The organism is Methylorubrum podarium, from assembly GCF_040270385.1.
GTDB classification, from domain to species: Bacteria; Pseudomonadota; Alphaproteobacteria; order Rhizobiales; family Beijerinckiaceae; genus Methylobacterium; species Methylobacterium podarium.
In genome coordinates this window covers 1-26,257 of sequence record NZ_JBELQE010000021.1, presented here as the reverse complement: position 1 = coordinate 26,257, position 26,257 = coordinate 1, and the positions used below count along the sequence as shown (strand labels likewise).

The window sequence follows — 26,257 nt, the reverse complement described above, 5'->3', positions numbered from 1 at the left end:
AGACCATCCTCAACGACCTCGACATCCTCGCCCAGACCGGCAGCTTCAACACGCCCTACACCTACGTGTCGGGCCCGATCACCGCGGGCGCCAACGGGACGCTCGACCTGCAATTCGCCAACGGCATCGACAACGCCAAGCTCAGCGGCATCATCGTGCGCCAAGCCACGGGCGGCACCGACACGACCGGCCCGACCGTCGGCTCCTTCGCCGTCGACAGTCCCGACACCGGCAGCCAACAGGCCAGCGTGACGGTGGTCTACAACGACGCCTCGGGCATCAGCCTCGCCAGCATCACCGCCGCCGACCTCGCGGTGACGGGACCCGGCGCGGTCGGGGCGATCAGCCTGCAGTCGAAGGTGGCGACCAGCGCCACCTCGGCCACGGCCACCTACCTCGTCGCCGCGCCGGCGGGCGGCTGGGCCGACGGGTCCTACACCGCGACGGTCAAGGCCGGCGAGATCGTCGACGGGAGCCCCGCGGCCAACACCAACGCCGCCGCCTCGCACGCCTTCACCATCGACGTGACGCCCGGCGGCGACACCCTCGTCCTGGCGATCAATTCCGGCGGGAGCGCCTTCACCCGCGCGGACGGGACCCTGTTCGAGTCCGACACGGCGGCAGCCCCGCACCGCTACTACGTCGCCGGCCAGGACGGGAACGCCGTCTTCGCCGACGTCGATCCGATCGCCGGCACCACCGACGACGCGCTCTACCAGAACCAGCGCTTCGGCTGGGCGAGCGCCTCGACCACGGATGCCGACGACGGGCGCTTCGGCTACGCCGTCAAGAACGCGGACGGCAGCGCGCTGGCCTCCGGCTCCTACAAGGTCGTCCTGCACTTCGCCGAGATCTACAACCAGCCCGACGATCCGAGCGGCCTCAGCGGAGCGGGCCAGCGCCAGTTCAACGTCGGCATCGAGGGCACCACGGTCGCCAACTACGACATCTGGGCGGCGGCGGCCGGGGGCGCCACGGCGACGACCCTGACGCGGACGGTTTCGGTCACCGACGGGACGCTCAACCTCGCCTTCTGGCAGGGCGCCGCCGAGAACCCGACCTTGGCGGCCGTCGAGGTGTGGAAGGTCAACGGCGCCTCGGCCCTGGACGGCTTCCTTGTCTGAGGGCTTCCTGATCTAGAGTCTCACCCCGTCTCGGCTTCTCTTCCGGCGGCGCGCGACGTCTCGTCCGCCGCCGCCCGTGCGAAAGGTCTGCCATGTCCTCCGATCCGTCCCTCAAGACCTTTCCCACGCCCCTGCCGAGGCTCGAGCCGAACACCTTCGCCTTCGAGCAGTGGCCGATGGTCAAGCCGACCGGCTTTCGCGAGTACGACGCCCGCTGGCTGTTCCCGCAGGAGATCAACCTGATGGGCGTCCAGGCGCTGGGCCTCGGGATCGGCACGCTGATCCATGAGCGCGGCGTGCGGCCCGACATCGTCACCGGTCACGATTTCCGCGCCTATTCCTCGTCGATCAAGCTCGCCCTGATCGCCGGGATGCAGGCGGCGGGCCTGCGGGTGAAGGATATCGGGCTCGCGCTCTCGCCGATGGCCTATTTCGGCCAGTTCGCCCTCGACTGCCCCTGCGTGGCGATGGTCACCGCCTCGCACAACGACAACGGCTGGACCGGGGTGAAGATGGGCGCCGAGCGGCCGATGACCTTCGGCCCCGACGAGATGGGCCGCCTCAAGGAGATCGTCACCAGCGGCGCGTTCCAGTATCGCGACGGCGGCGCCTACGAATTCGTGTCCGACTTCGCGAAAATCTATCTCGACGACCTCGTCGCCCGCGCAAAGCCCGTCACGCGAAAGCTGAAGGTGGTCGCCGCCTGCGGCAACGGCACGGCCGGCGCCTTCGCCCCGGCCCTGCTGGAGCGGCTCGGCGTCGAGGTGATTCCGCTCGACGTCGAGCCGGACCATTCCTTCCCGCGCTACAACCCCAACCCCGAGGACATGGCGATGCTGCACGCCATCGCCGACAAGGTGCGCGAGACCGGCGCCGATGTCGGCCTCGGCTTCGACGGCGACGGCGACCGCTGCGGCGTGGTCGATGACGAGGGCGAGGAGATCTTCGCCGACAAGATCGGGGTGATGCTGGCCCGCGACCTGTCCAAGCTGCATCCGGACGCGACCTTCGTGGTCGACGTGAAGTCGACCGGCCTCTACGCCGCCGATCCCGAGCTGCAGGCCCGCGGCGTGCGCACCGATTACTGGAAGACCGGCCACTCCTACATCAAGCGGCGGGTCAACGAGCTCTCGGCGCTGGCCGGCTTCGAGAAGTCCGGCCACTTCTTCTTCAACGCGCCGGTCGGCCGCGGCTACGACGACGGCCTGCTCACCGCCATCGCGGTGATCGAGATGCTCGACCGCAACCCCGGCCAGACCATGGCCGACCTCTACCGGGCGCTGCCGAAGACCTGGGGCTCGCCGACCATGTCGCCGCACTGCGCCGACGAGGTGAAGTACGGCGTCGTCGAGGCGGTGACCGAGCGGTTCCGGGCGCTGCAGGCGGCGGGCGAGCCGGTGGGCGGCCACGCGATCACCGATCTGGTGACGGTCAACGGCGTGCGCGTCACGACCGACGACGGCACCTGGGGGCTGGTGCGGGCCTCCTCGAACAAGCCCGAACTCGTGGTGGTGGTGGAGAGCCCGGTCTCGGAGGCGCGGCTGCACGAGATGTTCGCGGCGGTCGACGCGGTGCTGCGCCAGCATCCGGAGGTGGGCGCCTACAACCAGACGATCTGATTCGGGTACCGCTTGATTCCTTCGGTCGGGCATCGCCTGTCCCTTCCCCCTTGTGGGGAGGGGTTCGGGGTGGGGTCGGGCAGAGGGCACCCCACCGCTTCGTTCTGCACCACCCCCACCTCCTGCCTCCTCCCCACAACGGGAAGGAGAGGAGCGACGGCGGTCGAAGCGATCGATCGGAGGCTTTTGTTCCTGGCAAAAATCGGTCGGATGGCCAAACGTGGCCGTTCGGCAACAGATCGTTCGTCTGTCAGAAAATTTCTGACAGCGGCCCGCTGGAAAACAGCATTAAGCTGAACTGTTTTCGCGCGTCCATACCCCCTCGGGAGTAATCCTCACGGGGTACGTTGCAGATTTACGCAATCGATCCGCCCCTTAACCTTCGTTAGGCACCCGCTCCGTTGCGATCACCGCATCTCGAGGAGCCGACATGCCTGCGGGCCAAACCTACAGCACCACCCCCATCCGCACGACGTACGACGGACAGGTTATCGAAAATCTGGATCTCTGGGTCTCCGACGGCGACGCCATCCGCGTCGATCACAAGAACGTCGTCATCCGCAACGTCACCATCCACCACGCCGACGGCAACGGCATCGTCGTCGAGGACGTCAGCGGCGTCACCGTTCAGAACGCCCTCATCGTCAATTCCGACCCGCCCACGGGCAATGGCGGCGAGACCGATCCGGAGACCACCGGCATCCGGGTCGTCAACGCGGCGAACTTCACCGCCTCGCACGTGACGCTGCAGGACAGCGGCACCGGCATCTATCTCGGCCAGTCGCCGGGCGCGAAGCTCTCCTACATCGAGGGCCACGACTTCCACGGCCCGTTCCCGGGCGGCCAGCTCGTCCAGTTCTACCAGTCGCCCAACGGCCGGCTGAGCGACTTCGCCGTCACCAACGATCCGGGCCACTCGCATGTCGAGGACAACGTCTCGATCATCGACAGCCAGAACGTGACGATCGCCAACGGCGTGATCGACGGCAACAACTCGCCGAGCGGGGCCGGCGTGATGTTCGAGGGCAACTCGCAGGGCGGCCACGTCGAGAACGTCGACGTGATCCACATGGGCAATGGCGGCTTCTCGTCCTACTCGGACGGCGTCTCGTTCGTCGACACCCGCTCCTTCGACAACGATGCCGGCGACCAGGGCCGCGGCGTGTCGCTGTCGAATGGGCTGATCTGGAACATGACCGGCCACAACGTCACGGTCGAGGATTCGACCTACACGGACCCGGGCGTGGCCAACAACATCGTCTGGGGCACCTCCTCGGCCGGCGCGGACGTGACGGCGGCGCCCTCGGCCACGCCGATGACGCCGATCCACAACGTGTTCGACGGGGCGGCGACCGGGACGGGCGGCACGCCGGTCGCGACCCCGGCGCCGACGCCGGCTCCCGCTCCGGCTCCCACTCCGGCGCCGAGCCCGACCCCGGTCGCCACGAATCCGGCCCCCAGCCCGGCGCCGTCCGGCACGGGGATCGATCGTGACGGCACCGGCGGGGCCGACACGATGTCCGGCTCGCGCTTCGCCGACGACCTCGACGGGCGGAGCGGCAACGACACGCTCAACGGTCTCGCCGGCGACGACCGCCTCTACGGCGGGGCCGGCAACGACCGGCTCGACGGCGGCAGCGGCACCGACCACCTCTGGGGCGGGGCCGGCGCGGACCGATTCGTGTTCAAGGCCGGCAACGGCAGCGACTGGGTCGAGGACTTCCAGCTCCGCGGCACCACGCAGGACGTGGTCGAGGTGAGCAAGGCGATGTTCGGCTCGTTCAACGCCCTGCTCGCCGCGGCCCACGATGTCGGCCACGATGTCGCCATCACCTCGGGCACCGACACGCTGTGGCTCGCCGACATCCACAAGGGGCAGCTCTCGGCCAACGACTTCCTGTTCGTCTGAGCCCGCCGCGAAAACCTGTTCGCCGGCCGGGGCCGCGGGATCTCCCGCAGCCCCGGCCGGCGGCCCAGCGCCGAATCAGCCGCGGCCCGATCAAACGTGGCCGTACGGCAACATCGATTGTGCGGCGCGAGAAATATCGGATCGGAGCGATCCGCGTAAAAGCTTTACCGTTAACGGGTTCCCGGGCCGAATAATCCGATCGGCCTAATACTGACTGATGCCGTTGCAGATTTACTAGGTCGATCCGACGAATGTATTCCGTTAGGCAGTGATATTGTTGTAATATTTAATGATTGGAGCAAATATGCCTGCGGGTTTGATCACCAGCACCACGCCCATCCGCACCACGCATGCCGGGCAGATCATCGAAAATCTTGATCTTTGGGTTTCGGACGGCGACGCCATCCGCGTCGAGCACGACAACGTCGTCATCCGCAACGTCACCATCCATCACGCCGACGGCAACGGCATCGTCGTCGAGGATTCGAGCGGCGTCACCGTTCAAAACGCCCTCATCGTCAATTCCGACCCGCCCGACGGCAACCAGGGCCTGGCCGGCGAGGCGACCGGCATCCGGGTGGTGAACGCGCCCGACTTCACCGCCTCGCACGTGACGCTGCAGGACAGCGGCACCGGCATCTATCTCGGCCAGTCGCCGGGCGCGACCCTCTCCCATCTCGAGGGCCACGACTTCCACGGGCTCTATCCCTCGGGACAGTTCGTCCAGTTCTACCAGTCGCCGGACGGCAGCCTCACGGACTTCTCCGTCACCAACGATCCGAACGGATCGCATGTCGAGGACAACGTCTCGATCATCGACAGCCCGAACGTGACGATCGCCAACGGCGTGATCGACGGCAACAACTCGCCGAGCGGCGTCGGCGTGATGTTCGAGGGCGATTCGCAAGGGGGACACGTCCAGAACGTCGACGTGATCCACATGGGCAACGGCGGCTTCTCGTCCTACTCGGACGACGTGTCGTTCGTCGACACCCGCTCATTCGACAACATCGCCGACGACCAGGGCCGGGGGGACCCCCTGTCCAACGCCGTCATCTGGAACGCGAGCGGCGGCAACGTCACGATCGCGGACTCGACCTATACCGACCCGGCGGTGGCCAACAACATCGTGTGGGGGGCGTCCTCGTCGGGCGCGGAGGTCGCGGCGGCGCCCGCGGCCACGCCGATGGCGGCGATCCAGAACGTGTTCGACTGGGTGGCGGGCACGGTCGGCGCCGTCGCCGGCGGCGTCGCGGGCGAGAGCCCGGCCACGAGTCCCGCCACGGCTCCGGCCGCGACCCCGGCGGTCGGTGCCTCGCCCTCCGGCACCAGCCTCGACCGCGACGGCACCGCCGGGGCCGAGACGATGACCGGGTCGAGCGCCGCCGACGACCTCGACGGGATGGGCGGCGACGACCGGCTCGACGGGCTCGCCGGCGACGACGACCTCTACGGCGGGGCCGGCGGCGACCGGCTCGACGGCGGCGGCGGCACCGATCATCTCTGGGGCGGGGCCGGGGCCGGGGCCGACCGGTTCGCATTCAAGGCCGGCAACGGCGCCGACTGGGTCGAGGATTTCGAGGCCGGCGGCTCCGCCCCCGACACGATCGAGGTCAGCCGGTCGATGTTCGCCTCGCTCGACGCCGTGCTGGCGGCGGCGCAGGATGTCGGCACCGACGTCGCGATCCGCTCAGGATCGGACACGCTCTGGCTCGCCGACACCCACAAGGCCGAGCTGGGCGCGGGCCACGTCCTGTTCGTCTGATCCCGCCTCCGGCGGAGGTTGCGACCGGGGCCGCGGGAGATCCTGCGGCCCCGGCCGGTACTCGACGAGAGGGTGGGCGGCCAGCACCCGCTCGATCCCGGCGCGGAACGCGGCGAGGGTGCCGAGCGGCCGGGCGCAGCCGCCGCAGGCGATGGCCGCCTCGGCGGTCGGGTCGCTCGGCCAGGTGACGGCGGGCGAGCCGCAGGCCGCACAGGCGAAGGTCCAGGCGCTGAGCAGGATCGCCCCGTCCGCGTCCGGAGCCGCCGCGTCCAGGGTCCTCCGCGCGCCCATCAGGCGCTGTTCCGGTAGTAGTGCGAGAAGTCGCGGTAGAGCGTGCCGCGGTCCGCGGCGCGGCCCTGGTGGCGCTTCAGGTCGACCTTGTTCAGGACGAGCCCGGCGACCGTCAGCCCGAGCCGGCGCATATAGGCGAGGCTCGCCGTCACCGCCGCCTTCTGCGTGCCGTGCCACGCCACGACGTGGACCACGGCGTCGGCGTGCTGGCGCAGGAGCGCCACGTCGCCGAGCAGCAGCACGGGCGGCACCTCGACGAGGATCACGTCGTAGCGCTCGCGCGCCTCGCGCACGAGCATGCCGAAGGTCGGCTCGGCGTAGATGTCGTGCCCGTCCTTCAAGCCGGAGACGCGGCGGATGGTCGAGATCCGGCCCTCCGCCTCCTCGTCGTCGGCCCCCGTCTCGGGACCGGGCTTGCCGAGGCGGGCATCCTCGATCGCGGCGCGGCGGGGCGAGCCGTCGAGGATCAGCACCCGGCGGCCCATGGCGGCGAGCGAGCGCGCCACCGAGCGGGCGACGACCGACTTGCCCTCGCCCGGCATCGCCGAGGTGACGAGGACGACCTTGAGCGGCTCGCGCACCGCGACGAGTTCGGCCACCGCCGCCCGCACGGCCTCGCGGAAGACGAGATCCTGCTCCAGGCGCTCGCCCGAATGCTCCCCCGCCGGCCGGTTCGGCAGCAGCGCGAGGCAGGGCAGGCCGGTCTCGGCCTCCATCTCGCCCTGGCTGCGGTAGCCCCGGTCGCGGCGGTCGAGGGCGAGCGCCAGCACCGAGCCGGCACCGGCGCCGGCGAACAGGCCCAGCCCGAGCACGAGGCCGAGGCCGGGGCCGGTGGGCAGGGTCGGCACCTTGGCCGGCGCCAGCATCTGCGCCATCACCGGCTTGAGCTCGCTCAGGGCGTTGGCGGTCTGGTAGCCCTCGTCGAGGACGCGCAGGCGGTCGCGGGCGGCGGTCGCGTCGGCCTGGAGCGCGCGCAGCTTGGCTTCGAGCGCCTTACTCTCGATGAGCGAGCGGCGCACCGTCGCGACCCGCGCCTCGGCCGAGGCTTCGAGGCTGCGGGCGGCGCCGAGATCGACCTCCACCAGCTTCAGCACCTCGGCCATGCGGATCTGGAGCCGCTGCTGGAGCGCGGCGATCGCGGCCTTGAGGCGCAGCACGCTGGGGTGGTTGTCGCCGGAGACGGCGGTGAGCTGCTCCAGCTCCTGGCGCAGCTTGCTGTCGTCGGCCAGCATCTGCTGGATCACCGGCGAGATCGTCGTGTCGGCGGCGTTCGGCACGCCGCCGAAGCGCATCACGTCTCCGGCGCGCTGCAGCCGCGCCTCCTCCGCCAGCCGCTTGGCGGTGGCGCTGGACAATTCGGAGAGGGCATCGCGCAGTTGCTGCTCGCGCAGGTCCACGCCCTCGCGCACCGATTCGACGAAGCCGGTGCGCTTGCGGAAGGCATCGATCTCGCCGTCCAGGCGGGCGAGTTCGCCGCGCGAGACCTGGATCTGCTCGGCGTACCAGCGGCTCGCCCGCTCGGTGGCGAGCGAGGCCGCCTGCATCTTGCGGGCGAGGTACTCGGTGGCGAAGGTGTTGGCGGTCTCCGCCGCCCGCCGGGGATCGCGATCGCGGTAGCCGATGGTGATCAGGTAGGCCTTGGCGTCGTTGCCGACGGTGAGCCCGCGCAGGAGCCGCGCGGCCTGCGCGTCCCGCTCGGTCTCCTGCTGCGTGGTCCCGTCCTGGCGAGGGGAAGGCGCGGGCAGCGCGGCCTGGACCCGGTTTTCGAGCGCCTGGCGCAGGGAGGCGACCCATCCCGCGGGCTGCGGCTCCTTGGCGGCGTGCTCCGCTTCACCCGACTCGGTCTCGAGCCGGCCCGCCACGGATTGCGCGATGGCGAAGGAGCGGATGATGCGCGCCTCGCTCTCCACCACCGAGGCCGGCTCCAGGGCGATCTGCGGGCCCGACTTGCCGGTCCCGCGCACGTCCTGGGTCTGGCCGAAATCGAACTGGAGCAGCACCTCGGCGGTGTAGCTCGGCGGCAGGGCCAGCGAGGCCGCGCCCGCCGCCAGCGCCGAGAGCCCGGCGATCGCGGCGATCATGATCCGCCGGCGCCAGAGCACCGCGAGGGCGTGCCCCGTGACGGCCTCGTAATGGGCGGTGAGCGAGGGCCGGCCGCCGGACGGCTCGGCTTCGTGGAACGGATCCATGGTTCACGCCTGCATCGGGATCGAAAGGGAAGCGCATCGGGGGAAGAGGGGCCGCCGGACCCTCTTCCGGACCCTCGTCAGCGGGCGCCCTTGGCGGTGAGCACCGCCGGCACCGTCTCGAGGAGGATGTACAGGTCGATCCAGATCGACCAGTTGCGGATGTAGAAGCTGTCCTGCTGCTCCTGGACCGCGAGGTCGCCGTCGCTGCGGGCGGAGATCTGCCACAGCCCGGTCAGGCCCGGCGGCACGCTCGCCCGCAGCGCCTGGAAGGCGGGACCGAACCGCTCGGTGTGGTAGGCGGGGAAGGGCCGGGGGCCGACCACGCTCATGTCGCCGCGCAGCACGTTGAGGAGCTGCGGCAGCTCGTCGAGGCTGGTGCGCCGGATGAAGCCGCCGATGCCGGGCAGGACGCGCGGATCGTCGCGCAGCTTGCAGAACCGGTCCCACTCGCGCCGGGCGGCCTCGTCGGCGGCGAGGTGGCCGGCGAGCCGCGCCTCCGCGTCGCGGAACATGCTGCGCAGCTTGTACACGCGGATGGTGCGGCCATCCCGTCCGACGCGGGGCTGGACGTAGAAGGCGGGTCCCGGGTCGGCGAGCTTCACCGCGAGGGCGAGCACGCCGATCAGCGGCCCGAACAGGATCAGCGCGGGCAGCGTCACGGCGAGATCGACCGCGCGCTTGAGGCGCAGGTTGTGCGGCAGGAAGATCGCCCGGCGCACCACGAGCCCGACGATGGGGCCGAGGCAGCGGGTCTGGAGGCGCACGGTCTCCACCTCCGGCGCTTGGTGCGCCACGATGACCTGCCGGAACGGATGCCGGGTCAGCCAGGCGAAGCGGCCGGGCTCGCGCTCGCCCGGCGTGCAGAGGGCGACCTCGGCCGTCGCCAGCAGCTCCGCCATCCGCTCGGCCCCGCCTTCCTCCTCCGCCGGCCCCGACGGTGCGGCGGCGCGGAAGGGCTCGAGTCCGCTCACGGGCTCCCGGACGATCCCGACCGGCCGCAGGCCGAGTTCGGGCCGCGCGGCGAGGCTGCGGGCGAGCTCGGCCGCGCCCTCGCCGTAGACGATGGTCGCCGCCCCCCACACGCCCCGCCGGACGAGCCGCGCACGCACGAACCCCTCCGCGTAATGCCCGAACGGGATCGAGAGGAGGGCGGCGATTCCGGCGGCGGTCCAGAGCCACGGCGAGGGGCTGCCGCCGACCAGCACGGCGGCGCCGAACGTGAGGGCGGCGGCGAGGCCGCGGCGCCGCAGCCGCTCGATCGGCTCCGCCTCGATCGGCCCGTAGAGGCCGCACAGCGCCAGGGCGGCGATCTGCAGGGCGCACCAGCCGGCCAGCGTGGCCGGCGCGAGGCCGGGGAGCGCCCCGGCCGCCGCCATGACGAGCAGGCTTCCCGCGCAGGCGGCGAGGACGGCGGCGGCATCGCCGCGGACGAGGGCTCCGGTGACGATCCGGCGCCGGGCCCAGGCGGTCGCCTCGGAGCCGGACCGGGCGGCTCCGACGCGCTCCTGCAGACGCTCCTGCAAGCTCCCTTGCAGGCTCTCTTGCACGCGCCCTTTGACGCGCTCCTGCCAGCCGGGGCCCCCGGCCGGCAGGATGCCGGTATTGGCAACATCGACGTCCGGCATGGGCTCGCTCGCGCTGCAGTACCTGCGGGGAGGGACGGGATTCGGCCGGCCTACTCGGCGGCCTGCCTAGGGGCGGCGTCCGCCTCCCGCTGCGCCTCGTGCTGGGCCTCCTGGATCTGCGCCGCGATCCAGGCATAGGTGGGCTTGAGACCCTCGCGCAGGTGGATGCCGGGCTCCCAGCCCAGGGTCTCGCGCAGGAGGGTGTTGTCGCTGTTGCGCCCGCGCACGCCCTGCGGCTTGCTCAGGTCGAACGACTTGTGGATCGTCTTGCCGGCGGCTTCGGCCACGAGATCGACGAGGCCGCTGATGTTGACGAGCTCGTCCGTGCCGAGGTTGAGCGGCCCGGAATAGTTCGACTGCATGATGCGGTAGATGCCCTCGACGCAGTCATCGACGTACATGAACGAGCGGGTCTGCTGGCCGTCGCCCCAGATGTCGATGGTGCCGCCGTCCGGCGTGCGCGCGACCTTGCGGCAGAGCGCGGCCGGCGCCTTCTCCTTGCCGCCGTCGTAGGTGCCGTAGGGCCCGTAGACGTTGTGGAAGCGGACGGAGCGGGTCGGGAAGCCGTAATCCTCGGTGAAGTACTGGCAGAGCTTCTCCGTGTAGAGCTTCTCCAGGCCGTAGCCCTCCTCGGGGGCGGCCGGGAAGGCATCCTCCTCCTTCAGCGGGATCACGCTCGGCACGTCCTGCAGGTGCTGCGGGTAGACGCAGGCCGAGGAGGAGAACAGGAACCGCTCGACCTTGGCGTCGAAGGCGGCCTTCAGCATCTGCGCGCTGATCATCGTGTTGTTGAAGGTGATCGAGGCGTGCGCGCCGGAGATGTAGCCGATGCCGCCCATGTCGGCGGCGAGGTTGTAGACCTCGTCGACGCCCTTCACCGCCTCGCGGCAATCCTCGAACGAACGCAGATCGGCGAGCATGAACTCGTCCGCGTCGCTCGGCCCGAAATCGGGACATTTGAGATCGACCCCGCGGACGTGATACCCCAGGCGACGCAAGTACGTCACCAGATGTCCACCAATGAAACCGCCGGCCCCGGTAACAACTGCGCTTTTCGACATGGTGTTGACGCCTTTCTGCTTCGGCGCTTCCATTCTTATTTCGTGGATCGACTAAGCATATCTTCTCGATGGGCGATCATACTTTCGCGCTCATCTAGCCCTTCGGGGTGCGTCGCGGTCCTTCCGGTCACGTCTGCGCTCCCGCCGGGCGCAAAGGCGCGGCGGGAGCCCGGTCGAGCGCGGCTCTCGGTTCTTGTTTCGACGCGCTCTTTTGCGCCGAACCGGATCCGCGTCGGCGGAGGGCGCTCTAGAAGGAGCGGCGCGGCCGCGGCGGCGCGTGCTGCGCCGGCGAGGGCGCGGCCGGCGCGTGCAGGAGCTGGACCGACGCGCGCAGGATGAATTCCGGCACGATCCGCCCGTAGCGGCGCCACAGCCGGCGCGGCTCGGTGCCGAGGCGGAAGGCCCATTCGAGCCCGCGCCGCTGCATCCAGACCGGCGCCTGCCGCTTGGTGCCGGCGAGGAAGTCGAAGGCCGCGCCGACGCCGACCATGACCGGCACGTCCAGCCGGTCGCGGTGGCGCGCCATCCAGTATTCCTGCTTCGGGGTGCTGAGGCCGACCCACAGGATGTCGGGTTTCGCCGCGTTGATGCGCGCGACGATCGCCTCGTCCTCCTCCGGCGTCGTCGGCCGGAAGGGCGGCGAGAAGGTGCCGGCCACGGGCAGGTCGGGGAACTGCTCCGTCAGGCGCGCGGCCAGCCGCTCGGGCAGGCCTGAAGCACCTCCGAAGTAGTATTGCCGGTAGCCCCTGCGGGCCGACAGGGCCGTCAGCGCGCGCATCAGGTCGGGTCCGTAGACCCGCTGCGTGCGCGGGAAGCCGAGCCGGCGCGCCATGAAGACCAGCGGCATCCCGTCCGGCGTGACGAGCCCGGCGCGCTCGTGGATCGCGCGCAGGGCCCCGTCGGTCTGGCACTCGATGACGCCGTGGGCGCCGGTGATGCAGACGTAGTGGCGCTGGCGGCCGAGGATCCAGTCCTCGACCGCCGTCACGGCCTCGTCCAGGGTAATCGCGCTGACCGGCACCCCCAGGATCGGAACGCGGGGAAGCGGCGCGCTCATGAGCCGGTCCTCGCCAAGTCTGTCGTTGCAAAGTCCTGCTGCGCCGGCTCGAAGGGGGTCACGCTCGAGGCGGAGGCGGTGAGGAGCGCGTCGAAATAGGCGATCGTCCGCGTCAGCCCCTCGTCGAGCCCGACCTTCGGACTCCAGTGCAGCATCGCCTTCGCCCGGGTGATGTCCGGGCAGCGCTGGCGCGGGTCGTCCTGCGGCAGCGGGCGGTAGACGATGGGGGAGCGCGAGCCCGTGAGGGCGACGATTCGCTCGGCGATCTCGGCGATGGTCACCTCGGTCGGGTTGCCGAGGTTGACCGCGCCGTCGAGCGTGCCCGGGACGTTCATCAGCCGCATCAGCCCCTCGACGAGGTCGTCGACGAAGCAGAAGGCGCGGGTCTGGCGGCCGTCGCCGTAGAGGGTGATCGGCTCGCCCCGCAGCGCCTGCACGACGAAGTTCGAGACGACGCGGCCGTCGTCGCGGTTCATCCGCGGCCCGTAGGTGTTGAAGATGCGCGCCACGCGGATCGGCACGTCGTGGCGGCGCTGATAGTCGAAGAACAGGGTCTCGGCGCAGCGCTTGCCCTCGTCGTAGCAGGCGCGCGGGCCGCTGACGCTGACGAGGCCGCGATAGCCCTCCGGCTGCGGATGCACGTCCGGATCGCCGTAGATCTCGCTGGTGGAGGCCTGGAGGATCGGGATGCCGAGCCGCTTGGCGAGCCCGAGCATGTTGATGGCCCCGAGCACGCTGGTCTTCGTGGTCTGCACCGGGTCGCGCTGGTAGTGGACCGGGGAGGCGGGGCAGGCGAGATTGTAGATCTCGTCCACCTCGACGTAGAGCGGAAATGTCACGTCGTGGCGCATGACCTCGAAGCGCGGATTGCTCAGGTGCTGTGCGAGGTTCGACCGGTCGCCCGTATAAAAATTATCGACGGCGAGCACGTCGTGTCCCTGCGCCACCAGTCGATCGCACAGGTGACTGCCGACAAAGCCGGCTCCACCTGTGACAAGGATACGCTTCTTCATCGCTCGACGCCTCCCATTATCGGTCGATCCCAGACTAGGTGACGGGGATCGCGCCCGGCATTGCTGTTTCGAGGAAGACGAAGCCCTCGACGGGGCGATGGCGACGTACCGCGATCGCGCGAAGGACGCCCCTTTCGGGTCCGAGGCGGACGGGGCGGTGCGGAAACGGTTCCCAACCGCGCCCGGGGGCCGGGACCGGCCCCGTCGGACTAACCCGGTCGCGAACCGGGGAGGGACCGAATAGCCAGGACCAATGGGGAGGGGGCTCTGGCATTCAAGCAGAGCGTCGCGACGGCCCGTCACGGTTCGTCACGGATCTCCACCCGAGATCCTCACCCGAGCACGGCGGGCTTGGCGCAGATTCCGAGACCGGCCTCCCCCGGGATGCCGGCCGACGACCGGACGGCGGCCTCAAGAGGCGAAGGCATGCTCGACTTCAGGACATATCGGCCTTGGAACGGCGAATGGTGCCGCGGCGCGACGCTCGCGGCGGCGCTGGTGCTCTGTCTCGCCGGCTCTCCCCTGGCCGCCGAGGGACAGGCGCCGCTGCCGGAGCCGCCGGCCGAGACCGCGCTGCTCCTGTCGAGCGGCGACAAGCTGACGATGGTCGTGTTCGGCCAGACCGATCTCACCGGCGAGTACGTGGTCGACGCGGTGGGCGACCTGAACCTGCCGCTGGTCGGCCGGGTCCGGGTCGCAGGTTTGAGCCCGGAGCAGGCCGAGACCCTGGTGCGGACGCGGCTCAACGACGGCTACCTGCGCTCGGCCACGGTCAGCCTGCGGCTGTCCGAGATGAAGCCGGTCTACGTGCTCGGCGAGGTCCGCTCGCCCGGCAGCTACACCTACCGCTACGGCCTCACCGTGCTCGGCGCGGTGGCGCTCGCCGGCGGCGGGCGGGTCGGCGACCGCTCGATCACCGAACTCAAGGGCGAGGTGCTGGCCGCGCGCGAGCGCCTGCGCGGGCTCGAACTCGCCCGGCTCGCCCAGCGCGCCCGGCAGCTCCGGCTGGAGGCGCAGCGGGACGGGCGCACGAGCTTCGTCTCGGACGAACTGATCGGCCCCGAGGCGAGCGCCCTCCTGCGCGGCGAGCAGGAGATCTTCTCGCTCCAGCGCGAGAGCGAGCGCAGCGAGGTCGGCCTGCTGCGCCAGCAGGTCGAGCGGCTCGAGACCGAGCGGGCGGCGCTGAGCCAGCAGCGGGCCCTGATCGAGGAACAGGTCAAGCTGACCGAGGCCCAGGTCCGCAACTACGCGCGGCTCACCGACAACGGCCATGGCCTGCAGACGATCATGGTGGACCGGCAGCGCGAGAACGCCCGGGTCCGGGCGGAGCTCGCCCGGATCGACGCGGACCTCGCCCGCAACGGCACCGCCACCGGCGAACTGACCCTGCGCCAGCGCGACACCGAGAACGGTCACCGGCGCCGGGTCGTGGCCGACCTCCAGGCCACCCGCCAGCAGCTGCTGGAGACCGAGGCGAGCCTGCCCATCGCCCGCGATCTCCTGGAGAGCCGCGCCCGGCGGCTCGCCGCCTCCGACGGCGGGACCGAGGCCACCGGCTGGAGCGTCGAGGTCACCCGGACCCTGCGCGACCGGGCGGTGACCTTCAAGGCCGCGCTCACCTCGGTGCTGCTGCCGGGCGACGTCGTCCAGGTCTCGCCCGCCAAGGCAGGCGCGGGAGAGGCGCCGGCCCCCGCCCGCGACGGGGCGGCCGCGCCCGGCCCCGTCTCGCAGGCCGCCCCGGCCCTGCGCAGCGCCGTGCAGACCCCCTGACCCCTCGCGAGCCTCGACCCAAACCTAATCCAAGCCACACCCCAAGCTTCACCCCAAGCCTCAGCACGAAAAGGACGCCCGTCGATGCCTGCACGGATCCAACCCGTCATCCTCTGCGGCGGCTCGGGAACGCGGCTCTGGCCCACCTCCCGCACCTCGCTGCCGAAGCAGTTCGTGCCCCTGCTCGGGCCGCACTCGACCTTCCAGCAGACCCTGCTGCGGCTGCAGGGCCCGCTCTTCGCCCGGCCGATCGTGGTGGCGAACCGCGATCACCGCTTCCTCGTCGAGAAGCAGGCCGCCGCGATCGACGCGGGCGTCACCCTCCTGCTGGAGCCGGAGCGCCGCGATTCCGGCCCGGCGATCCTGGCCGCCTGCACCCTGGTGGCGCGGGCGGACCCGGAGGCGGTGGTGCTCGTGCTTCCCTCCGACCACATCGTCACCGAGCCGCGCTCCTTCCGGCGCGCCGTCGCCTCCGCCCTGCCGGCGGCGCGGGCCGGGCGCCTCGTCACCTTCGGCATCGAGGCGGATCACGCCAGCACCGAGTACGGCTGGATCCGCCCCGGCGCCCGCGTCGAGGCGCGCTGCCACGCGGTGCACACCTTCGCCGAGAAGCCGGACGCGGGCCGGGCCGCGACCTATCTTGCCGACCGCTGGATGTGGAATTCCGGCAACTTCCTGATGCGGGCCGACACCCTGTGCGGCGAGTACAGGGCGTTCGATCCGGACACGGCGGCGGCGGCGGAGGCCGCGGTCGAGGCCGCCGCCGACGAGGGCGGCGCGCTCGCCCTCGACGCCGCGGGGTTTGCCGGCACCCACAAGACCTCGCTGGACTTCGCGGTGATGGAGAAGACGAGCCGCGCCGCGGTGGCGCGGATGCGCTGCGGCTGGTCGGATGTCGGCAACTGGAACGCGCTGTGGGCGATCAGCGAGCGCGACGACCTCGGCAATGTCAGCCGCGGCGCGGCCGAATTGTTCGACAGCGAGGGCTGCTTCGTCTCGTCCGACGGCATGGTCACCTCCCTCGTCGGCGTGCGCGACCTCGTGGTCGTGGCCGAGAAGGACGCGATCCTGGTGGCCGACCGCAGCCGCTGCGGCGACGTGCGCAAGATGGTCGAGATCCTGCGCAGCAAGGGCCGGCCCCAGGCCGAGTGGCACGCCTCCTCGCACCGCCCCTGGGGCAGCTACCGGGTGCTGGAGGCCTCCGACGGCTTCCAAGTCAAGCGGATCACCGTGGCGCCGGGCGGCCGGCTCTCCCTGCAGAAGCACCGCCACCGGGCCGAGCACTGGGTCGTGGTGCGCGGCTGCGCCCGGGTGACCGTGGACGACACGATCGCCGATTACCGCGAGAGCGAGCACATCTTCATCCCGCTCGGCGCGATCCACCGCCTCGAAAATCCCGGCAACGACGATGTCGAGCTGATCGAGGTGCAACTCGGCAGCTACCTCGGCGAGGACGACATCGTCCGCCTCGAGGACGCCTACCACCGCGCCTGACGCTCCCCGCCATGACAGGCGCTGACATGACAGGTGCTCGGACGGCCCCCGAGGAGCAGCGGACGACGGAGACCGGCCCGGATGCCGCGGCGTCCGAGCCGGCGGAGCGCGGCACCCTGACCCGGCACTGGGACAGCCTGGACGGGGAGGCGGCCGCGCTGCTCGGCGCGGTCGAGCGCCATCTCGACCGGTCCCCGGAGGGGGGGCGGCCCTGCCCGACGCCCCTCGGCGGGGAGAAGCCGCGGCACCGGCTCGCCGGTCCGAGCCTCGCCTCCGCCCCCGAGCGGCCGCGGCGCTGGATCACCGCGGTCCTGGTCGCGGCGGCGCTGACGCTGCCCTTCGCCACGCCCGCCGGCGGCCCCGGCCCGCGGGCCTCGCCCGGCGAGCCCGTGGAGGAGCGGCGTGCCGAGTGACCCCGGCGGGCCGGTCGCGGACTCCCGATCCACATCCCTCATCCTGAGGTGCCCGCGTCAGCGGGCCTCGAAGGATCCTCCAGGGATCGTGCGGGATCTGAAGGATCCTTCGAGGCCGACGCTGCGCGCCGGCACCTCAGGATGAGGGGGAGGATGGGACAAGTCCGGCCTCTCGCCGGCCGATCCTTCCAAGGGCGCTCACAGCAGCGCGTTGCGCCGGTTGACCGCGATCTGGACCAGCCCGGCGCGGGACTCGACGCCGAGCTTCTTGCGCATGCTGGAACTGGCGTTGATCACCGTGCGGTAGCTCACCGCCATGGCGCCGGCGATGGCCTCGTAGGACTTGCCCTGGCTCAGCAGCGACAGGATCTGCAATTCCCGCGCGCTCAGGGTGGCGAGCGGGGCCGGGCGGGCGCCGCGGTTCAGCATCGCCACGTCGGTGGCCAGCGCGTGCGGCAGGTAGCCCTGCCCGGCATGCACGGCGTCGAGGGCCTCGAGGAAGGCGTCCGACCCGGCATCCTTGAGCACGAAGCCGAGCGCGCCGCTCTCCAGCGCCCGGGAGACGAGCACCGGGTCGGCATGCATGCTGAAGACGAGGATGCGCGCTCGCGGGTCCAGCGCCCGGATGCGGCGGATCAGCGACAGGCCGGACAGGCCGTCGTCGCGGAAGCTCAGATCGGCGACGACGAGGGCGGGCCGGTGCCGGTGGAACAGGCGGTAGCCCGAGACGATGTCGGCGGCCTCGTAGACTCTGGCGACGCCCGCGGCGTCCGCCAGGCGGCGCACGCCCTGCAGCACGATCGGGTGGTCGTCGACCACGAGCATCGTCTCCGGCCGCGCCGGCACGGGCCGGGCGGCCGCGCGTCCGTCGCTCACGGCCGTCCTCCCGACTGTTCTCCCAATTGTTCTCCCTGGGGCCGAGGCGGGTCGGGCGGCATTTCCGGCGCGGCGACGTCCGGCCGCTCCCGGGCTTCGAGGCGGGCGAGGGCGGCGGCGTGGTCGGCGCCCTGGGCGCGGGTGTTGTAGTAGTGCTGGCACATCTCGCCGTAGAGGCTCTTGTGGCGGCCCCGCACGGCCGCGATCGCGCCGAGGCCGTCGATCAGGCCGCGATAGGATTCCGGCTTGCCGATCTCGGACAGCATCTGCCCGAGCTGCACCGTGCGGTTGGCGATCATGCGCTTGTCTTCCACGAAGGCGCTGCGCGCCCTGTCGAGGGATTCGCGGATGTCCCTGACCGCGGCGGCATCCGCGGGCAAGGGGTGCCCCGCCTCGCGGCCGGCGAGCCAGCGGGCCGGATCCGTGCCGTCGGTGGGCGAGAGCCAGTCCGGCAGGTGATCCTCCGCCGTCGAGGCGACGACGGTGCCCTCGTCGCCGCGGTCGGGCGCCGCGCTCGACGCCGCGCCGGCGGTCTCCGCGCCGCGGTCGCAGGCGCAGAGGATCAGCAGGATGGCGAGCCCGGCCAAGGGACTTGCCAAGCGACGGGAAAAGGAACCGGCGGCACGCGCTCTCATCGCGGAGTGTCCTTCGCTGATGCGTCCGCTGCAGCGGCGACGGCGAGGCTGCGCGGACCCTCGGCGACCGGCACCTGGGCGACCTCCTTCAGCGTGGCGAGGTCGAGGACGGACACGGTGTCGGAGAACCAGTTCGCGACATAGGCCCGGCCGCCCTCGATCACGATGCCCTCGGGATAGCGGCCGACGCCGATGGTTGCCGCGATGCCGAGCGTGTCCGCGTCGAGCACGGTGACCGTGGCGGCGTGCTGGTTGGTCACGAGCACCCGCGCGCCGTCCGGGCTCACGGCGATGCCGTAGGGCATGGCGCCGGCCGGCACGGTGGCGACGGCCTTCAGCGCCTGCGTGTCGATCACGGTGAGGTCGTTGCTGCGCACGTTGCCGACATAGAGGCGGCGCTCGTCCGGGCTCAGCGCCAGGGCGAAGGGCGCGGTGCCGACGGGGATCGTCGCGAGCCGGGTCATCCGCGCGGTCTCGAACACGCTGACCTGATGGCTCTCCCGGTCGGCGACGTAGAGCCGTCCGGTGCGGTCGAGGGCGAGGTGGGCCGGGTCGCGGCCGGTCGCGGCGGAAGCCTCGACCGTTCCGTCCGCGGCCGAGAGCCGATCGACGCGGTTGCCCGACCAGTCGGCGACGAACAGGGTCCTGCCGTCCGCCGAGGCGGCGAGGCCGAAGCCCTGGCCCTTGTAGGGGAGGCGGCGCAGCACCGCCCCGGTGGCCGCGTCGGCCACGGTGATCGCGTGCCCGTCCGGATGGCTGAGGAAGACCGATCCGCCGCCCGCCGCGACCGTCGCGGGGGCCCCCGCCACGGCCGCGTGGCCCGCGACCGCTCCCGCCTCGACGCGCGTCACCTGCGCGCCCTGCTGGCTCGCGACGTAGACGGGCGCGGCCTGCGCCGGCACGCCGGCGAGCGCGGAGGCGAGGATCAGCGCGGCGAGGGCGGGGCGGATCATTGGGCCGGATTCCTCATTTGGCCTTGCCGCCCTCCACGGCCGCCTTCAGGCCCTTCAGCCCGTCCGCGAAATACGCGTTCATCGCCGCCTTGCCGGCCTCGTCGCCGAGGTTCTCGGGGGGCTCGTTGCCGGTGTCGCCGCGGTAGAAGCGGCCCATCCACTCGACCTTGGAGCCGTCGCCCTCCGGGCTCACGGTGACCGTCGCCGAGTAGGAGGAGACCGGCAGCGCCTTCAGGTCCGGCTCGCCCATCCGGTAGGAATAGGTGCGGGCCTCCGGCTTGTACTCGTCCAGGCTCTCCTCGATCCGGCCGCCGTTCTTGAAGGTGAGGGTGCGGGTGCCGCCGTCCTTGGTCCCGCTGCCCTCGGCCTTGGCGAGCGCCGGGTGCCACCGGCCGATGCCGGCGAAATCGCCGGCCACCCTCCACACCGCGTCCGGGCTCGCCTTGATCGTGATCGACTGGGAGACTTTTTGCGGGGTCGGGCCGTGGGCCAGCGCCGCGGTCGCCGCGAGCGCCAGCGGGAGGACGAGAAGGGACAGACGCATCATGAGGTCCTGCTTGCGGTGAAGGGGAGGGCGCGGGCGCGCAGCGCATCCGCGAGGAAGGCGGCGAGCACCAGGGCGAGCGCCGCCGCGCCGAGGAAGGGACGCAGGTCGAGCCGGCCGGGCAGGGGCCGTGGGGTCGCGGCGGCGAGGAGGGGCGCGCGCAGGCTGTCCGGCCCGTCGAGATGGGCGTAGGCGAGGCCGGTCTGGGCGGCGAGCGCCTTCAGATGCGGCTCGCGCACGGAGGAGAGATGCTCCTCGCCCCGCGCCGCGCTGCCGCCGAAGGGGGCGTTGCGCGGGTTGTAGCCCTCGCGCGATTCCGCGTCGGCCGGCGGCGGGCCGAAGCGGTTCTCCTGCTGCACGTCAGTCTCGGCGTAGAAGCCGGTCTCGCGGCCGCGATCGTTGAATTTCGGGATCGGCGAGAGGCCGTACCCGCCCGCCCCGACGATCAGGCCGCGCACCGCGCCCGCCTTGCCCTCGAAGGGCGGGAGGCCGTTGGGCGGCAGGGGCGGGGTCTCCTGCCCGTCGGTGATGAACAGGAGGTCGGCGTCGAAGTCGCCGGCCATGGCGACGGCCCGGTGCAGGCCCGCCGCGATCCGGCTGTCGCCCTCCCAGGCCATGCGCCAGTCGAGGGCAGCGATCGCGCCGTCCAGCGGCGCGAAGTCGGCGCAGACCTCGATCGGCGCGAACAGCAGGAAGGGGCGCCGCTCGGTGAACAGGGCGAGGGCGAGCCGCGAGCCGCAGGGCAGTTCGGGGATCAGGTCGCGCAGCGCCGCCTTGGCGGTGTCGAGCCGGCTCGCCGGGCGCCCGTCGCGCATATAATCGCGCACGTTCATGCTGCCGGTGATGTCGACCACCGCCAGCACCGAGACGCCCGTGCGGGTCAGCGGCAGCGGCGGTACGACGACCGCCAGCACCGCGAGCAGAAGCGCGGCGGCGAGCGCCTGGAGACGGCGGTCGCGCAGGTTCCTTGCCAAGGGGAGTTCGGCCCAGAGGCTCATGGCCCGCACGCTCATGGCCCGCCCCGCGGCTGGCCGGGGATGTCGGTCCAGATCTGCTTGGGCTCGGCCTTCAGCTCGTCGCCGAACGTGCGGTCGAATTCCGGGAAGTCGCGGATCAGGCGCGAGGCGACGTCGAAGTTGAACTTCGCGTCCCAGAAATCGGGCCGGGCCTGGAGCGCCCGGCGGTAGTCCTGGCGCGCGAGGGTGACCTGCGGCCCCGCCTTGTCGAGCTCGCTGCGCTCGATCAGCCGGAAGGCCTCGCGGATGCGGGCATTGGCGACGACGTAGCGGGCCCGCGCCGCGGCTTCAGCGGATCGCCGGCCGTCGAGGGTCTCCAGCAGCGGCTCGGTCTCGCCGAGGCGATCGCGAAACGCCAGGAACTTCGTCCGTGCGACGAGGAGCGCGTCGGGGGCGTCGGGCGGGACGGCGACGTCGCGCCCCGCTTCGAGCGCGGCGATGGCCGCGTTGGTGCGCGTGTCCCGCCACGCCGAGAGCGCGAAGGCGGCGGCCGTCCCGAGCAGTAGGATCGGCAGCAGCACCAGCAGGAACGGACGGACGCTGCGCCAGCCCTGGCCGGCGCCCGCGCCGAGCCGGGCGCGCAGGGATGGCGCGGAGGCGTGGGTGAGGGCGGAGGGCATCAGGCGGCGGCCCTTCTCGGTGCGGCGGAGGGCGCGGGATCGATCGCGGCGGCGCCCTGCTCACGAACGGGCGCGCGCAAAAAATTGGTCTCCGCCAGCTTGGCGAGGACGAGGAGGAGCAGGCCGAGGGCGGCGAGCGCGTAGGCCCAGCCGGTGAGGTCGCGGCGGGGGCGCTCCTCGGTATAGGGGATGGGATCGCGCTCCAGCGCCTCGATCTGGCGCACGGCGCTCGCCACTGCGTCGGCGCCCTCCGCCTCGAAGGCGCGGTAGGGCACGCCGAGGCTCTTGAAGAACAGGTCGAGATGACGCTCCGGCGCGGCCTGCGGCGTGTCCTCGCCCGCGGGCTTGTCGTGGATCGAGGGCGAGCCCTTGGTGCGCAGGAACAGCCAGTAGAGGTTCGGCCGCACCCGGGCGAACTCGGCGCGCAGCTGCGCCTGGATGCGCGGATCGATCACCGCCGCGCCGTCCGAGACCAGGAGCAGCGCCCGCGACACCCCCGGCGCGCCCGCGCCGAACTGCGACAAAGCCATGCCGAGGCCGCGGGCGACGTTGGTGTAGTCGAGGCCCGGCCGGTCGATGGCGGCGATGGCCGCGCGCACGGCGTCGTGCCGGTCGGTCATCGGCACGACCAGCATCGGCGCGGTGGAGAAGGCGGTGACCGCGAACTGGTCGTGGGCGCGCTCGCCGACGAAGTCGCGCAGGATGCGGCGGGAGGCCGCCGCCTTCGATTCCTCCTCCCCCGAGGGCTGCCGGCCGGCGAAGGTCTCGTTCATGCTGCCGGAGCGGTCGATCAGCATCGAAACTTGCGCGCCGACGCCGGTGCGGGTCACCCGCTCGCCGGCGCGGTAGGGGCCGGCCAGCGCCAGGACGAGGCCGCCGACCGCCAGCATGCCGGCGGCGGTCAGGGCGATCCGCAGGCCCGCGGAGAGGGGATCCTCGGGGGCTGCCGCGACCGAGGCGACCGGGCTGCGCCGGGTGACGGAGAGCAACAGCGGCAGCCCCGCGAGCGGCAGGAGCCAGAGCCACCAGGGCGTGGCCACGCCGAGGGAGGGGAGCAGCGGCGCCACGGGATCACGCGCTCCGCTCGACCGCGCCGAGGCGGCGCAGCAGCGCCTCGGCCTCGGGCAGGGGGAATCTCGTCCCGGCCCCGGCGGTGTCCCGGCCGAAGAAGGCGAGCCGGGAGGCCGTGAAGAAGGTTTGGAGTCCGCCCGCCTGCCCCCGGAAGGCGGGATGGCGCTCCAGAAAATCGGGGAGGTCGTCGGCGAGCACCCGGCGGCCGTCGGTCGCGTCGAGGCCGCGATGCAGGGCGAGCAGCGCCGCGCGGTACAGGGCCTCTCCCTGCGATTGCCGCCGTGCCCGGCGCAGCGCCTTCAGCGCCTGCGCGAAGGGCCGGCCGCGGCGGCCTCCGAACATCCACCACGCCCGGTCGTAGGCGAGCAGCACCAGCGCCAGCGCCGCGAGGGCGAGGCAGCCGGCGGCCGAGGCGAGCGCCGGCTGCGGATCGAGGCGGGGCGCGCGCCCGTCGGGCCGCAGATACTCGGCCGGGTCGTCGCGCCGCTCGGGCTGCACCTCGCGCAGGGGCGAGACGCCGATCTTCCAGGCCGGCACCTGCGCCACCGCCGTGGTCGAGCCGTTGGCGCCGGCGCTCTCGACAGTGACGGGAAAGCCCGGCACGTCGAGGGTGCGGGCGTCGAGCGCCACGTAGAAGTCCTGATAGGTCAGGCGCAGGCGGATCACGTTGGAGCCGTCCGCGCCCCGGCCCTCCTCCGTCCGCACGTCGCGCAGGTCGAGCCAGTAGGTGACGGGGCCGGGCTTCGGCAGGGACGGGCGCTGCAGGGTGAAGCCCGGATCGGCGCGGATCTCGGCCTGCACCTGAACGAGGTCGCCCTGGAAGTAGCCGAAGGCGCGGGGCGTGCGCAGTTCCACGCCGCGCACCTGCGCCGAGGCGGGCAGGGGACACGCTCCGGCCAGCAGCAGGACGAGGCCGAGAGCCCGCGCGGCGGTGCCTCCCCGGAAGGAAGGCTCGAATTCAAAGATCCCAGACGGCGAGACCAGTGATGCTCGACGAAGCAGCCTACCCGTCCCCTCCCCCTTGTGGGGAGGGGTTCGGGGTGGGGGTGGTGCAGAAGGCACCGCTGCGCTCGATCCGGGACCACCCCCACCTCCTGCCTCCTCCCCACAAGGGGGAGGAGAGGCGCCGGATTCTGCCGACACCGCGCCTGTGGCTCCGCTGACTGAATCCCATCCCCACACGGGGGAGGAGAGTTTGGGTCGCCGCCGCATCGCGCTCACGTCGTCATCAGGTGGCGGCTCAGCGCTTCCGCGTCGAAGCGGTCGGCGAGCCGGAAGGGCGGGCGGGCGAAGGGCGTGCAGATCCGGCGCAAGCGCTCAGCGCGCTCCGCCTCGCGGGCGATCCAGCGGCGGCGCAAGGACGGCCGCAGGAAGACGAGGCGGCGCCCGGCGCCCTCCAAGTCGTCGAGTTCGACGAGGCCCCAGCTCGGCAGGCCCTCGTCCTCGGCGGAATCGGCGAGCAGCACCGGGGTCACGTCGTGCAGCGCGAGGGCGGAGAAGACCGCCTCGATCAGAGGCTCCGGCCAGCGGAAATCGGAGACGAGAAAGATCAGCTTCGGCCGTCCGGCCAGCCGCCGCGTCGCCTCCACGAACCCCTCGGCACCGCGTCCCTCGCAGGCCGCCTCGCCGATCCGGGCGGCGGCGGCCTGGGCCGCGGCGCGGTGGCGGGTGGCGGGGAGAGAGAGGTCCTCCCGCAGCGTCCGGTCGCAGGCGAGGACGCCGAAGCCGTCGCCGATCCGGGTCGCCGAGCGGGCGAGCGCCGTGCAGAAGGCGCCCGCCAATCCGAGACGGTCGGCCCGGCCGCGGAAGCGCATCGAGGCGGAGAGATCGACGAGTGCGTAAGTTTCGACCGGGCTGCGCGCCTCGAAGCGGCGCACGAACACGCCCTCGAACGGGTCGCGCAGCGACGCGCGCAGGTCGATGCGGCGGGCATCCGGCAGGCGTGCGAAGCTGACTTGATCGCGGAACGTGCCGAGCCCGCCGGCCTCGCGCCCGCGATGGGCGCCGATTCGGTGTCCGCCCGGCCGCCAGCGCGGCAGGTAGAGGATGTCGGCCGTGTCGTTGACCCCGTCGTCCCGGCCGCTCACGGGGCGGGCACCGTCTCGAACACGGCGCGGATCAGCTCGGGCACGATCTGCGCGCGCCGCATCTCGTAGACCGGTTCGAGGAAGACGCGGTGGGCCATCACCTCGGGGAAGACGGCGCGGATGTCCTCCGGCACCAGCCAGTCGCGGCCCTCGAGCCAGGCGCGGACGCGGGCGGCGCGGACGAGGAAGGCGACGCCGCGGGGCGAGGCGCCGCCCTGGACGAGGCGGTCGATGTCGATGCCGGGCAGCCGGATGCCGGCGGGGCCGGGGCGCACCAGCGCCTCCCACAGGCCGACGACGTAGGTCTCGATCGCCGGCTCGGCGGAGATCGCGTGCTGGATCGCGCTGGCGATCGTGCCGATGCGGTCGTGATCGAGCACCCCGGCCGCGACCTCCTCGGTCAGCCGGTCGGTGTCGTGGAAGCGGGGATCGAACACGAGGTCGCGGCGGGCCTGAGCGTCGCGGGGCGCCTCCATGCCGACTTCCATCAGGAAGCGGTCGCGGGCGGCGGCCGGCAGCTCGAAGGTCTCTTCGCGCTCGACGCGGTTGCGGTCGGCGAAGACCTGGAGGTTGGGGAAGCGGAACTCGCGGTTGAAGGCGGCGACGCTGCGCTCGGCCATGATGCGCAGGAGCAGGGCGTGGACCTGAGGCCGGGCGCGGTTGATCTCGTTGAAGAAGAAGACGGACAGATCCTCGGCCCGCCGCAGCACCGGGCCGGGCTCGACCCGCGGGCGTCCGTCCTCGCCGAGATAGGTGTGGTAGATCAGGTCGGTGGGCATCATGTCGACGGTGCCCTCGACGCGCTCGTAGGCCCCGCCGAGGGCGCGCGCCACCGCGCGCAGCAGGGTGGTCTTGCCGACGCCGACATCGCCTTCGAGCATGACGTGGCCGCGGGCGAAGATCGCGATGGTCAGGAGCCGGATCGCCCGCTCCTGGCCGACCACGGCCTTGCCGACCTCGCGCTCGAAGCGCGCGGCCGCATCCCGCCAGTCGGTGAGCATGGCGTCGCCGGGGCGCAGGGTGTTCATTCGGCGGTTGGCCTTCGTGTGCCGTCTTGGGCGCCTCGGGCGCCGTGTGCCGCAACCGCTCCCCTCCCCCTTGGGGGGAGGGGAGCGGTTGCGGCAC

The 26,257-nt window shown here is 72.0% G+C and carries 23 protein-coding genes; 7 read left to right on the top strand and 16 right to left on the bottom strand.

Annotated elements, in window-relative coordinates; genetic code table 11:
- The 4 genes from ABS772_RS02810 to ABS772_RS02795 all read left to right on the top strand — a co-directional run.
- The coding region (locus tag ABS772_RS02810; protein WP_350392008.1) for a malectin domain-containing carbohydrate-binding protein at window positions 1-1,124 on the top strand (1,124 nt) is incomplete at its 5' end.
- Between the two features lie 92 nt (window positions 1,125-1,216).
- Entirely contained in the window at window positions 1,217-2,743 is a 1,527-nt protein-coding gene (locus ABS772_RS02805) for a phosphomannomutase/phosphoglucomutase (protein WP_238258781.1), read from the top strand.
- Window positions 2,744-3,173: 430 nt separating this feature from the next.
- On the top strand, window positions 3,174-4,652 hold the full coding sequence (locus ABS772_RS02800) for a calcium-binding protein (RefSeq protein WP_350392006.1): 1,479 nt from the start codon (window positions 3,174-3,176) through the stop codon (window positions 4,650-4,652).
- A 304-nt stretch (window positions 4,653-4,956) separates the two neighbouring features.
- The gene (locus ABS772_RS02795) at window positions 4,957-6,417 is read left to right on the top strand and encodes a right-handed parallel beta-helix repeat-containing protein (protein ID WP_350392005.1); all 1,461 of its coding nucleotides are present in this window, start codon (window positions 4,957-4,959) and stop codon (window positions 6,415-6,417) included.
- On the opposite strand, the gene ABS772_RS02790 is transcribed toward ABS772_RS02795, so the two are convergent.
- The 6 genes from ABS772_RS02790 to ABS772_RS02765 all read right to left on the bottom strand — a co-directional run bounded on the left by ABS772_RS02790 (window position 6,343) and on the right by ABS772_RS02765 (window position 13,653).
- Complete coding sequence (locus tag ABS772_RS02790) at window positions 6,343-6,708, bottom strand: hypothetical protein (RefSeq protein ID WP_350392004.1); 366 nt, start codon at window positions 6,706-6,708, stop codon at window positions 6,343-6,345. The genes ABS772_RS02795 and ABS772_RS02790 overlap by 75 nt on opposite strands.
- The gene (locus ABS772_RS02785; RefSeq protein WP_350392003.1) at window positions 6,708-8,897 is read right to left on the bottom strand and encodes a GumC family protein; all 2,190 of its coding nucleotides are present in this window, start codon (window positions 8,895-8,897) and stop codon (window positions 6,708-6,710) included. The genes ABS772_RS02790 and ABS772_RS02785 overlap by 1 nt, the downstream gene beginning before the upstream one ends.
- Window positions 8,898-8,974: 77 nt before the next feature.
- Window positions 8,975-10,522: an exopolysaccharide biosynthesis polyprenyl glycosylphosphotransferase gene (locus tag ABS772_RS02780; protein WP_350392002.1), complete on the bottom strand. Its 1,548-nt coding sequence runs from the start codon at window positions 10,520-10,522 to the stop codon at window positions 8,975-8,977.
- A gap of 50 nt (window positions 10,523-10,572) precedes the next feature.
- Complete coding sequence (locus ABS772_RS02775; RefSeq protein ID WP_350392012.1) at window positions 10,573-11,583, bottom strand: NAD-dependent epimerase/dehydratase family protein; 1,011 nt, start codon at window positions 11,581-11,583, stop codon at window positions 10,573-10,575.
- A gap of 247 nt (window positions 11,584-11,830) precedes the next feature.
- The gene (locus ABS772_RS02770) at window positions 11,831-12,640 is read right to left on the bottom strand and encodes a WecB/TagA/CpsF family glycosyltransferase (protein WP_350392001.1); all 810 of its coding nucleotides are present in this window, start codon (window positions 12,638-12,640) and stop codon (window positions 11,831-11,833) included.
- A complete protein-coding gene (locus ABS772_RS02765) occupies window positions 12,637-13,653 on the bottom strand; it encodes a UDP-glucuronic acid decarboxylase family protein (protein ID WP_350392000.1) in 1,017 nt (338 codons plus the stop codon). The genes ABS772_RS02770 and ABS772_RS02765 overlap by 4 nt, the downstream gene beginning before the upstream one ends.
- A gap of 426 nt (window positions 13,654-14,079) precedes the next feature.
- Here ABS772_RS02765 and ABS772_RS02760 point away from each other — a divergent pair, with 426 nt between their 5' ends.
- The 3 genes from ABS772_RS02760 (at window position 14,080) to ABS772_RS02750 (ending at window position 17,330) form a co-directional block, all read left to right on the top strand.
- Window positions 14,080-15,423, top strand: a complete 1,344-nt coding sequence (locus ABS772_RS02760) for a polysaccharide biosynthesis/export family protein (RefSeq protein ID WP_350391999.1) — start codon at window positions 14,080-14,082, stop codon at window positions 15,421-15,423.
- 84 nt (window positions 15,424-15,507) lie between these two features.
- Window positions 15,508-16,917, top strand: a complete 1,410-nt coding sequence (locus tag ABS772_RS02755) for a mannose-1-phosphate guanylyltransferase/mannose-6-phosphate isomerase (protein ID WP_350391998.1) — start codon at window positions 15,508-15,510, stop codon at window positions 16,915-16,917.
- A 26-nt stretch (window positions 16,918-16,943) separates the two neighbouring features.
- Window positions 16,944-17,330 carry a hypothetical protein gene (locus ABS772_RS02750; RefSeq protein WP_238256278.1) on the top strand — a complete coding sequence of 129 codons (387 nt, stop codon included), beginning with the start codon at window positions 16,944-16,946 and terminating at the stop codon, window positions 17,328-17,330.
- Window positions 17,331-17,528: 198 nt separating this feature from the next.
- Here ABS772_RS02750 and ABS772_RS02745 read toward each other — a convergent pair whose 3' ends face one another.
- The 10 genes from ABS772_RS02745 to ABS772_RS02700 form a co-directional block, all read right to left on the bottom strand.
- Window positions 17,529-18,206 (bottom strand): response regulator transcription factor, encoded by a 678-nt coding sequence (locus ABS772_RS02745; protein WP_350391997.1) that lies wholly within the window; start codon window positions 18,204-18,206, stop codon window positions 17,529-17,531.
- Window positions 18,203-18,841, bottom strand: a complete 639-nt coding sequence (locus ABS772_RS02740; RefSeq protein WP_407942951.1) for an MxaH protein — start codon at window positions 18,839-18,841, stop codon at window positions 18,203-18,205. The genes ABS772_RS02745 and ABS772_RS02740 overlap by 4 nt, the downstream gene beginning before the upstream one ends.
- On the bottom strand, window positions 18,838-19,794 hold the full coding sequence (locus ABS772_RS02735) for a YncE family protein (protein WP_350391995.1): 957 nt from the start codon (window positions 19,792-19,794) through the stop codon (window positions 18,838-18,840). Before ABS772_RS02735 ends, ABS772_RS02740 begins: the two co-directional genes overlap by 4 nt.
- 13 nt (window positions 19,795-19,807) lie before the next feature.
- Window positions 19,808-20,338: an SRPBCC family protein gene (locus tag ABS772_RS02730; RefSeq protein WP_350391994.1), complete on the bottom strand. Its 531-nt coding sequence runs from the start codon at window positions 20,336-20,338 to the stop codon at window positions 19,808-19,810.
- The gene (locus tag ABS772_RS02725; RefSeq protein WP_407942950.1) at window positions 20,338-21,336 is read right to left on the bottom strand and encodes a vWA domain-containing protein; all 999 of its coding nucleotides are present in this window, start codon (window positions 21,334-21,336) and stop codon (window positions 20,338-20,340) included. The genes ABS772_RS02730 and ABS772_RS02725 overlap by 1 nt, the downstream gene beginning before the upstream one ends.
- 11 nt (window positions 21,337-21,347) lie before the next feature.
- On the bottom strand, window positions 21,348-21,974 hold the full coding sequence (locus tag ABS772_RS02720) for an MxaK protein (protein WP_238258028.1): 627 nt from the start codon (window positions 21,972-21,974) through the stop codon (window positions 21,348-21,350).
- Window positions 21,974-23,041, bottom strand: coding sequence for a vWA domain-containing protein (locus tag ABS772_RS02715; RefSeq protein ID WP_350391992.1), 1,068 nt, complete (start codon window positions 23,039-23,041; stop codon window positions 21,974-21,976). The genes ABS772_RS02720 and ABS772_RS02715 overlap by 1 nt, the downstream gene beginning before the upstream one ends.
- Window positions 23,042-23,045: 4 nt before the next feature.
- Window positions 23,046-24,011: a nonribosomal peptide synthetase MxaA gene (locus tag ABS772_RS02710; protein ID WP_350392010.1), complete on the bottom strand. Its 966-nt coding sequence runs from the start codon at window positions 24,009-24,011 to the stop codon at window positions 23,046-23,048.
- Between the two features lie 251 nt (window positions 24,012-24,262).
- Complete coding sequence (locus ABS772_RS02705) at window positions 24,263-25,132, bottom strand: DUF58 domain-containing protein (protein ID WP_350391991.1); 870 nt, start codon at window positions 25,130-25,132, stop codon at window positions 24,263-24,265.
- Window positions 25,129-26,160, bottom strand: a complete 1,032-nt coding sequence (locus ABS772_RS02700) for an AAA family ATPase (RefSeq protein WP_350391990.1) — start codon at window positions 26,158-26,160, stop codon at window positions 25,129-25,131. Before ABS772_RS02700 ends, ABS772_RS02705 begins: the two co-directional genes overlap by 4 nt.
- Between the last annotated feature and the right edge of the window lie 97 nt (window positions 26,161-26,257).

What these genes read in the sequence shown, in the direction of transcription:
- ABS772_RS02790 (WP_350392004.1), bottom strand. Translation starts at nt 6,708, where the DNA reads ATGGGCGCGCGGAGGACCCTGGACGCGGCGGCTCCGGACGCGGACGGG.
- ABS772_RS02760 (WP_350391999.1), top strand. Translation starts at nt 14,080, where the DNA reads ATGCTCGACTTCAGGACATATCGGCCTTGGAACGGCGAATGGTGCCGC.
- ABS772_RS02740 (WP_407942951.1), bottom strand. Translation starts at nt 18,841, where the DNA reads ATGAGAGCGCGTGCCGCCGGTTCCTTTTCCCGTCGCTTGGCAAGTCCC.
- ABS772_RS02700 (WP_350391990.1), bottom strand. Translation starts at nt 26,160, where the DNA reads ATGAACACCCTGCGCCCCGGCGACGCCATGCTCACCGACTGGCGGGAT.
- ABS772_RS02730 (WP_350391994.1), bottom strand. Translation starts at nt 20,338, where the DNA reads ATGCGTCTGTCCCTTCTCGTCCTCCCGCTGGCGCTCGCGGCGACCGCG.
- ABS772_RS02750 (WP_238256278.1), top strand. Translation starts at nt 16,944, where the DNA reads ATGACAGGTGCTCGGACGGCCCCCGAGGAGCAGCGGACGACGGAGACC.
- ABS772_RS02780 (WP_350392002.1), bottom strand. Translation starts at nt 10,522, where the DNA reads ATGCCGGACGTCGATGTTGCCAATACCGGCATCCTGCCGGCCGGGGGC.
- ABS772_RS02765 (WP_350392000.1), bottom strand. Translation starts at nt 13,653, where the DNA reads ATGAAGAAGCGTATCCTTGTCACAGGTGGAGCCGGCTTTGTCGGCAGT.
- ABS772_RS02735 (WP_350391995.1), bottom strand. Translation starts at nt 19,794, where the DNA reads ATGATCCGCCCCGCCCTCGCCGCGCTGATCCTCGCCTCCGCGCTCGCC.
- ABS772_RS02800 (WP_350392006.1), top strand. Translation starts at nt 3,174, where the DNA reads ATGCCTGCGGGCCAAACCTACAGCACCACCCCCATCCGCACGACGTAC.
- ABS772_RS02805 (WP_238258781.1), top strand. Translation starts at nt 1,217, where the DNA reads ATGTCCTCCGATCCGTCCCTCAAGACCTTTCCCACGCCCCTGCCGAGG.
- ABS772_RS02770 (WP_350392001.1), bottom strand. Translation starts at nt 12,640, where the DNA reads ATGAGCGCGCCGCTTCCCCGCGTTCCGATCCTGGGGGTGCCGGTCAGC.
- ABS772_RS02725 (WP_407942950.1), bottom strand. Translation starts at nt 21,336, where the DNA reads ATGAGCCTCTGGGCCGAACTCCCCTTGGCAAGGAACCTGCGCGACCGC.
- ABS772_RS02795 (WP_350392005.1), top strand. Translation starts at nt 4,957, where the DNA reads ATGCCTGCGGGTTTGATCACCAGCACCACGCCCATCCGCACCACGCAT.
- ABS772_RS02720 (WP_238258028.1), bottom strand. Translation starts at nt 21,974, where the DNA reads ATGCCCTCCGCCCTCACCCACGCCTCCGCGCCATCCCTGCGCGCCCGG.
- ABS772_RS02755 (WP_350391998.1), top strand. Translation starts at nt 15,508, where the DNA reads ATGCCTGCACGGATCCAACCCGTCATCCTCTGCGGCGGCTCGGGAACG.
- ABS772_RS02785 (WP_350392003.1), bottom strand. Translation starts at nt 8,897, where the DNA reads ATGGATCCGTTCCACGAAGCCGAGCCGTCCGGCGGCCGGCCCTCGCTC.
- ABS772_RS02775 (WP_350392012.1), bottom strand. Translation starts at nt 11,583, where the DNA reads ATGTCGAAAAGCGCAGTTGTTACCGGGGCCGGCGGTTTCATTGGTGGA.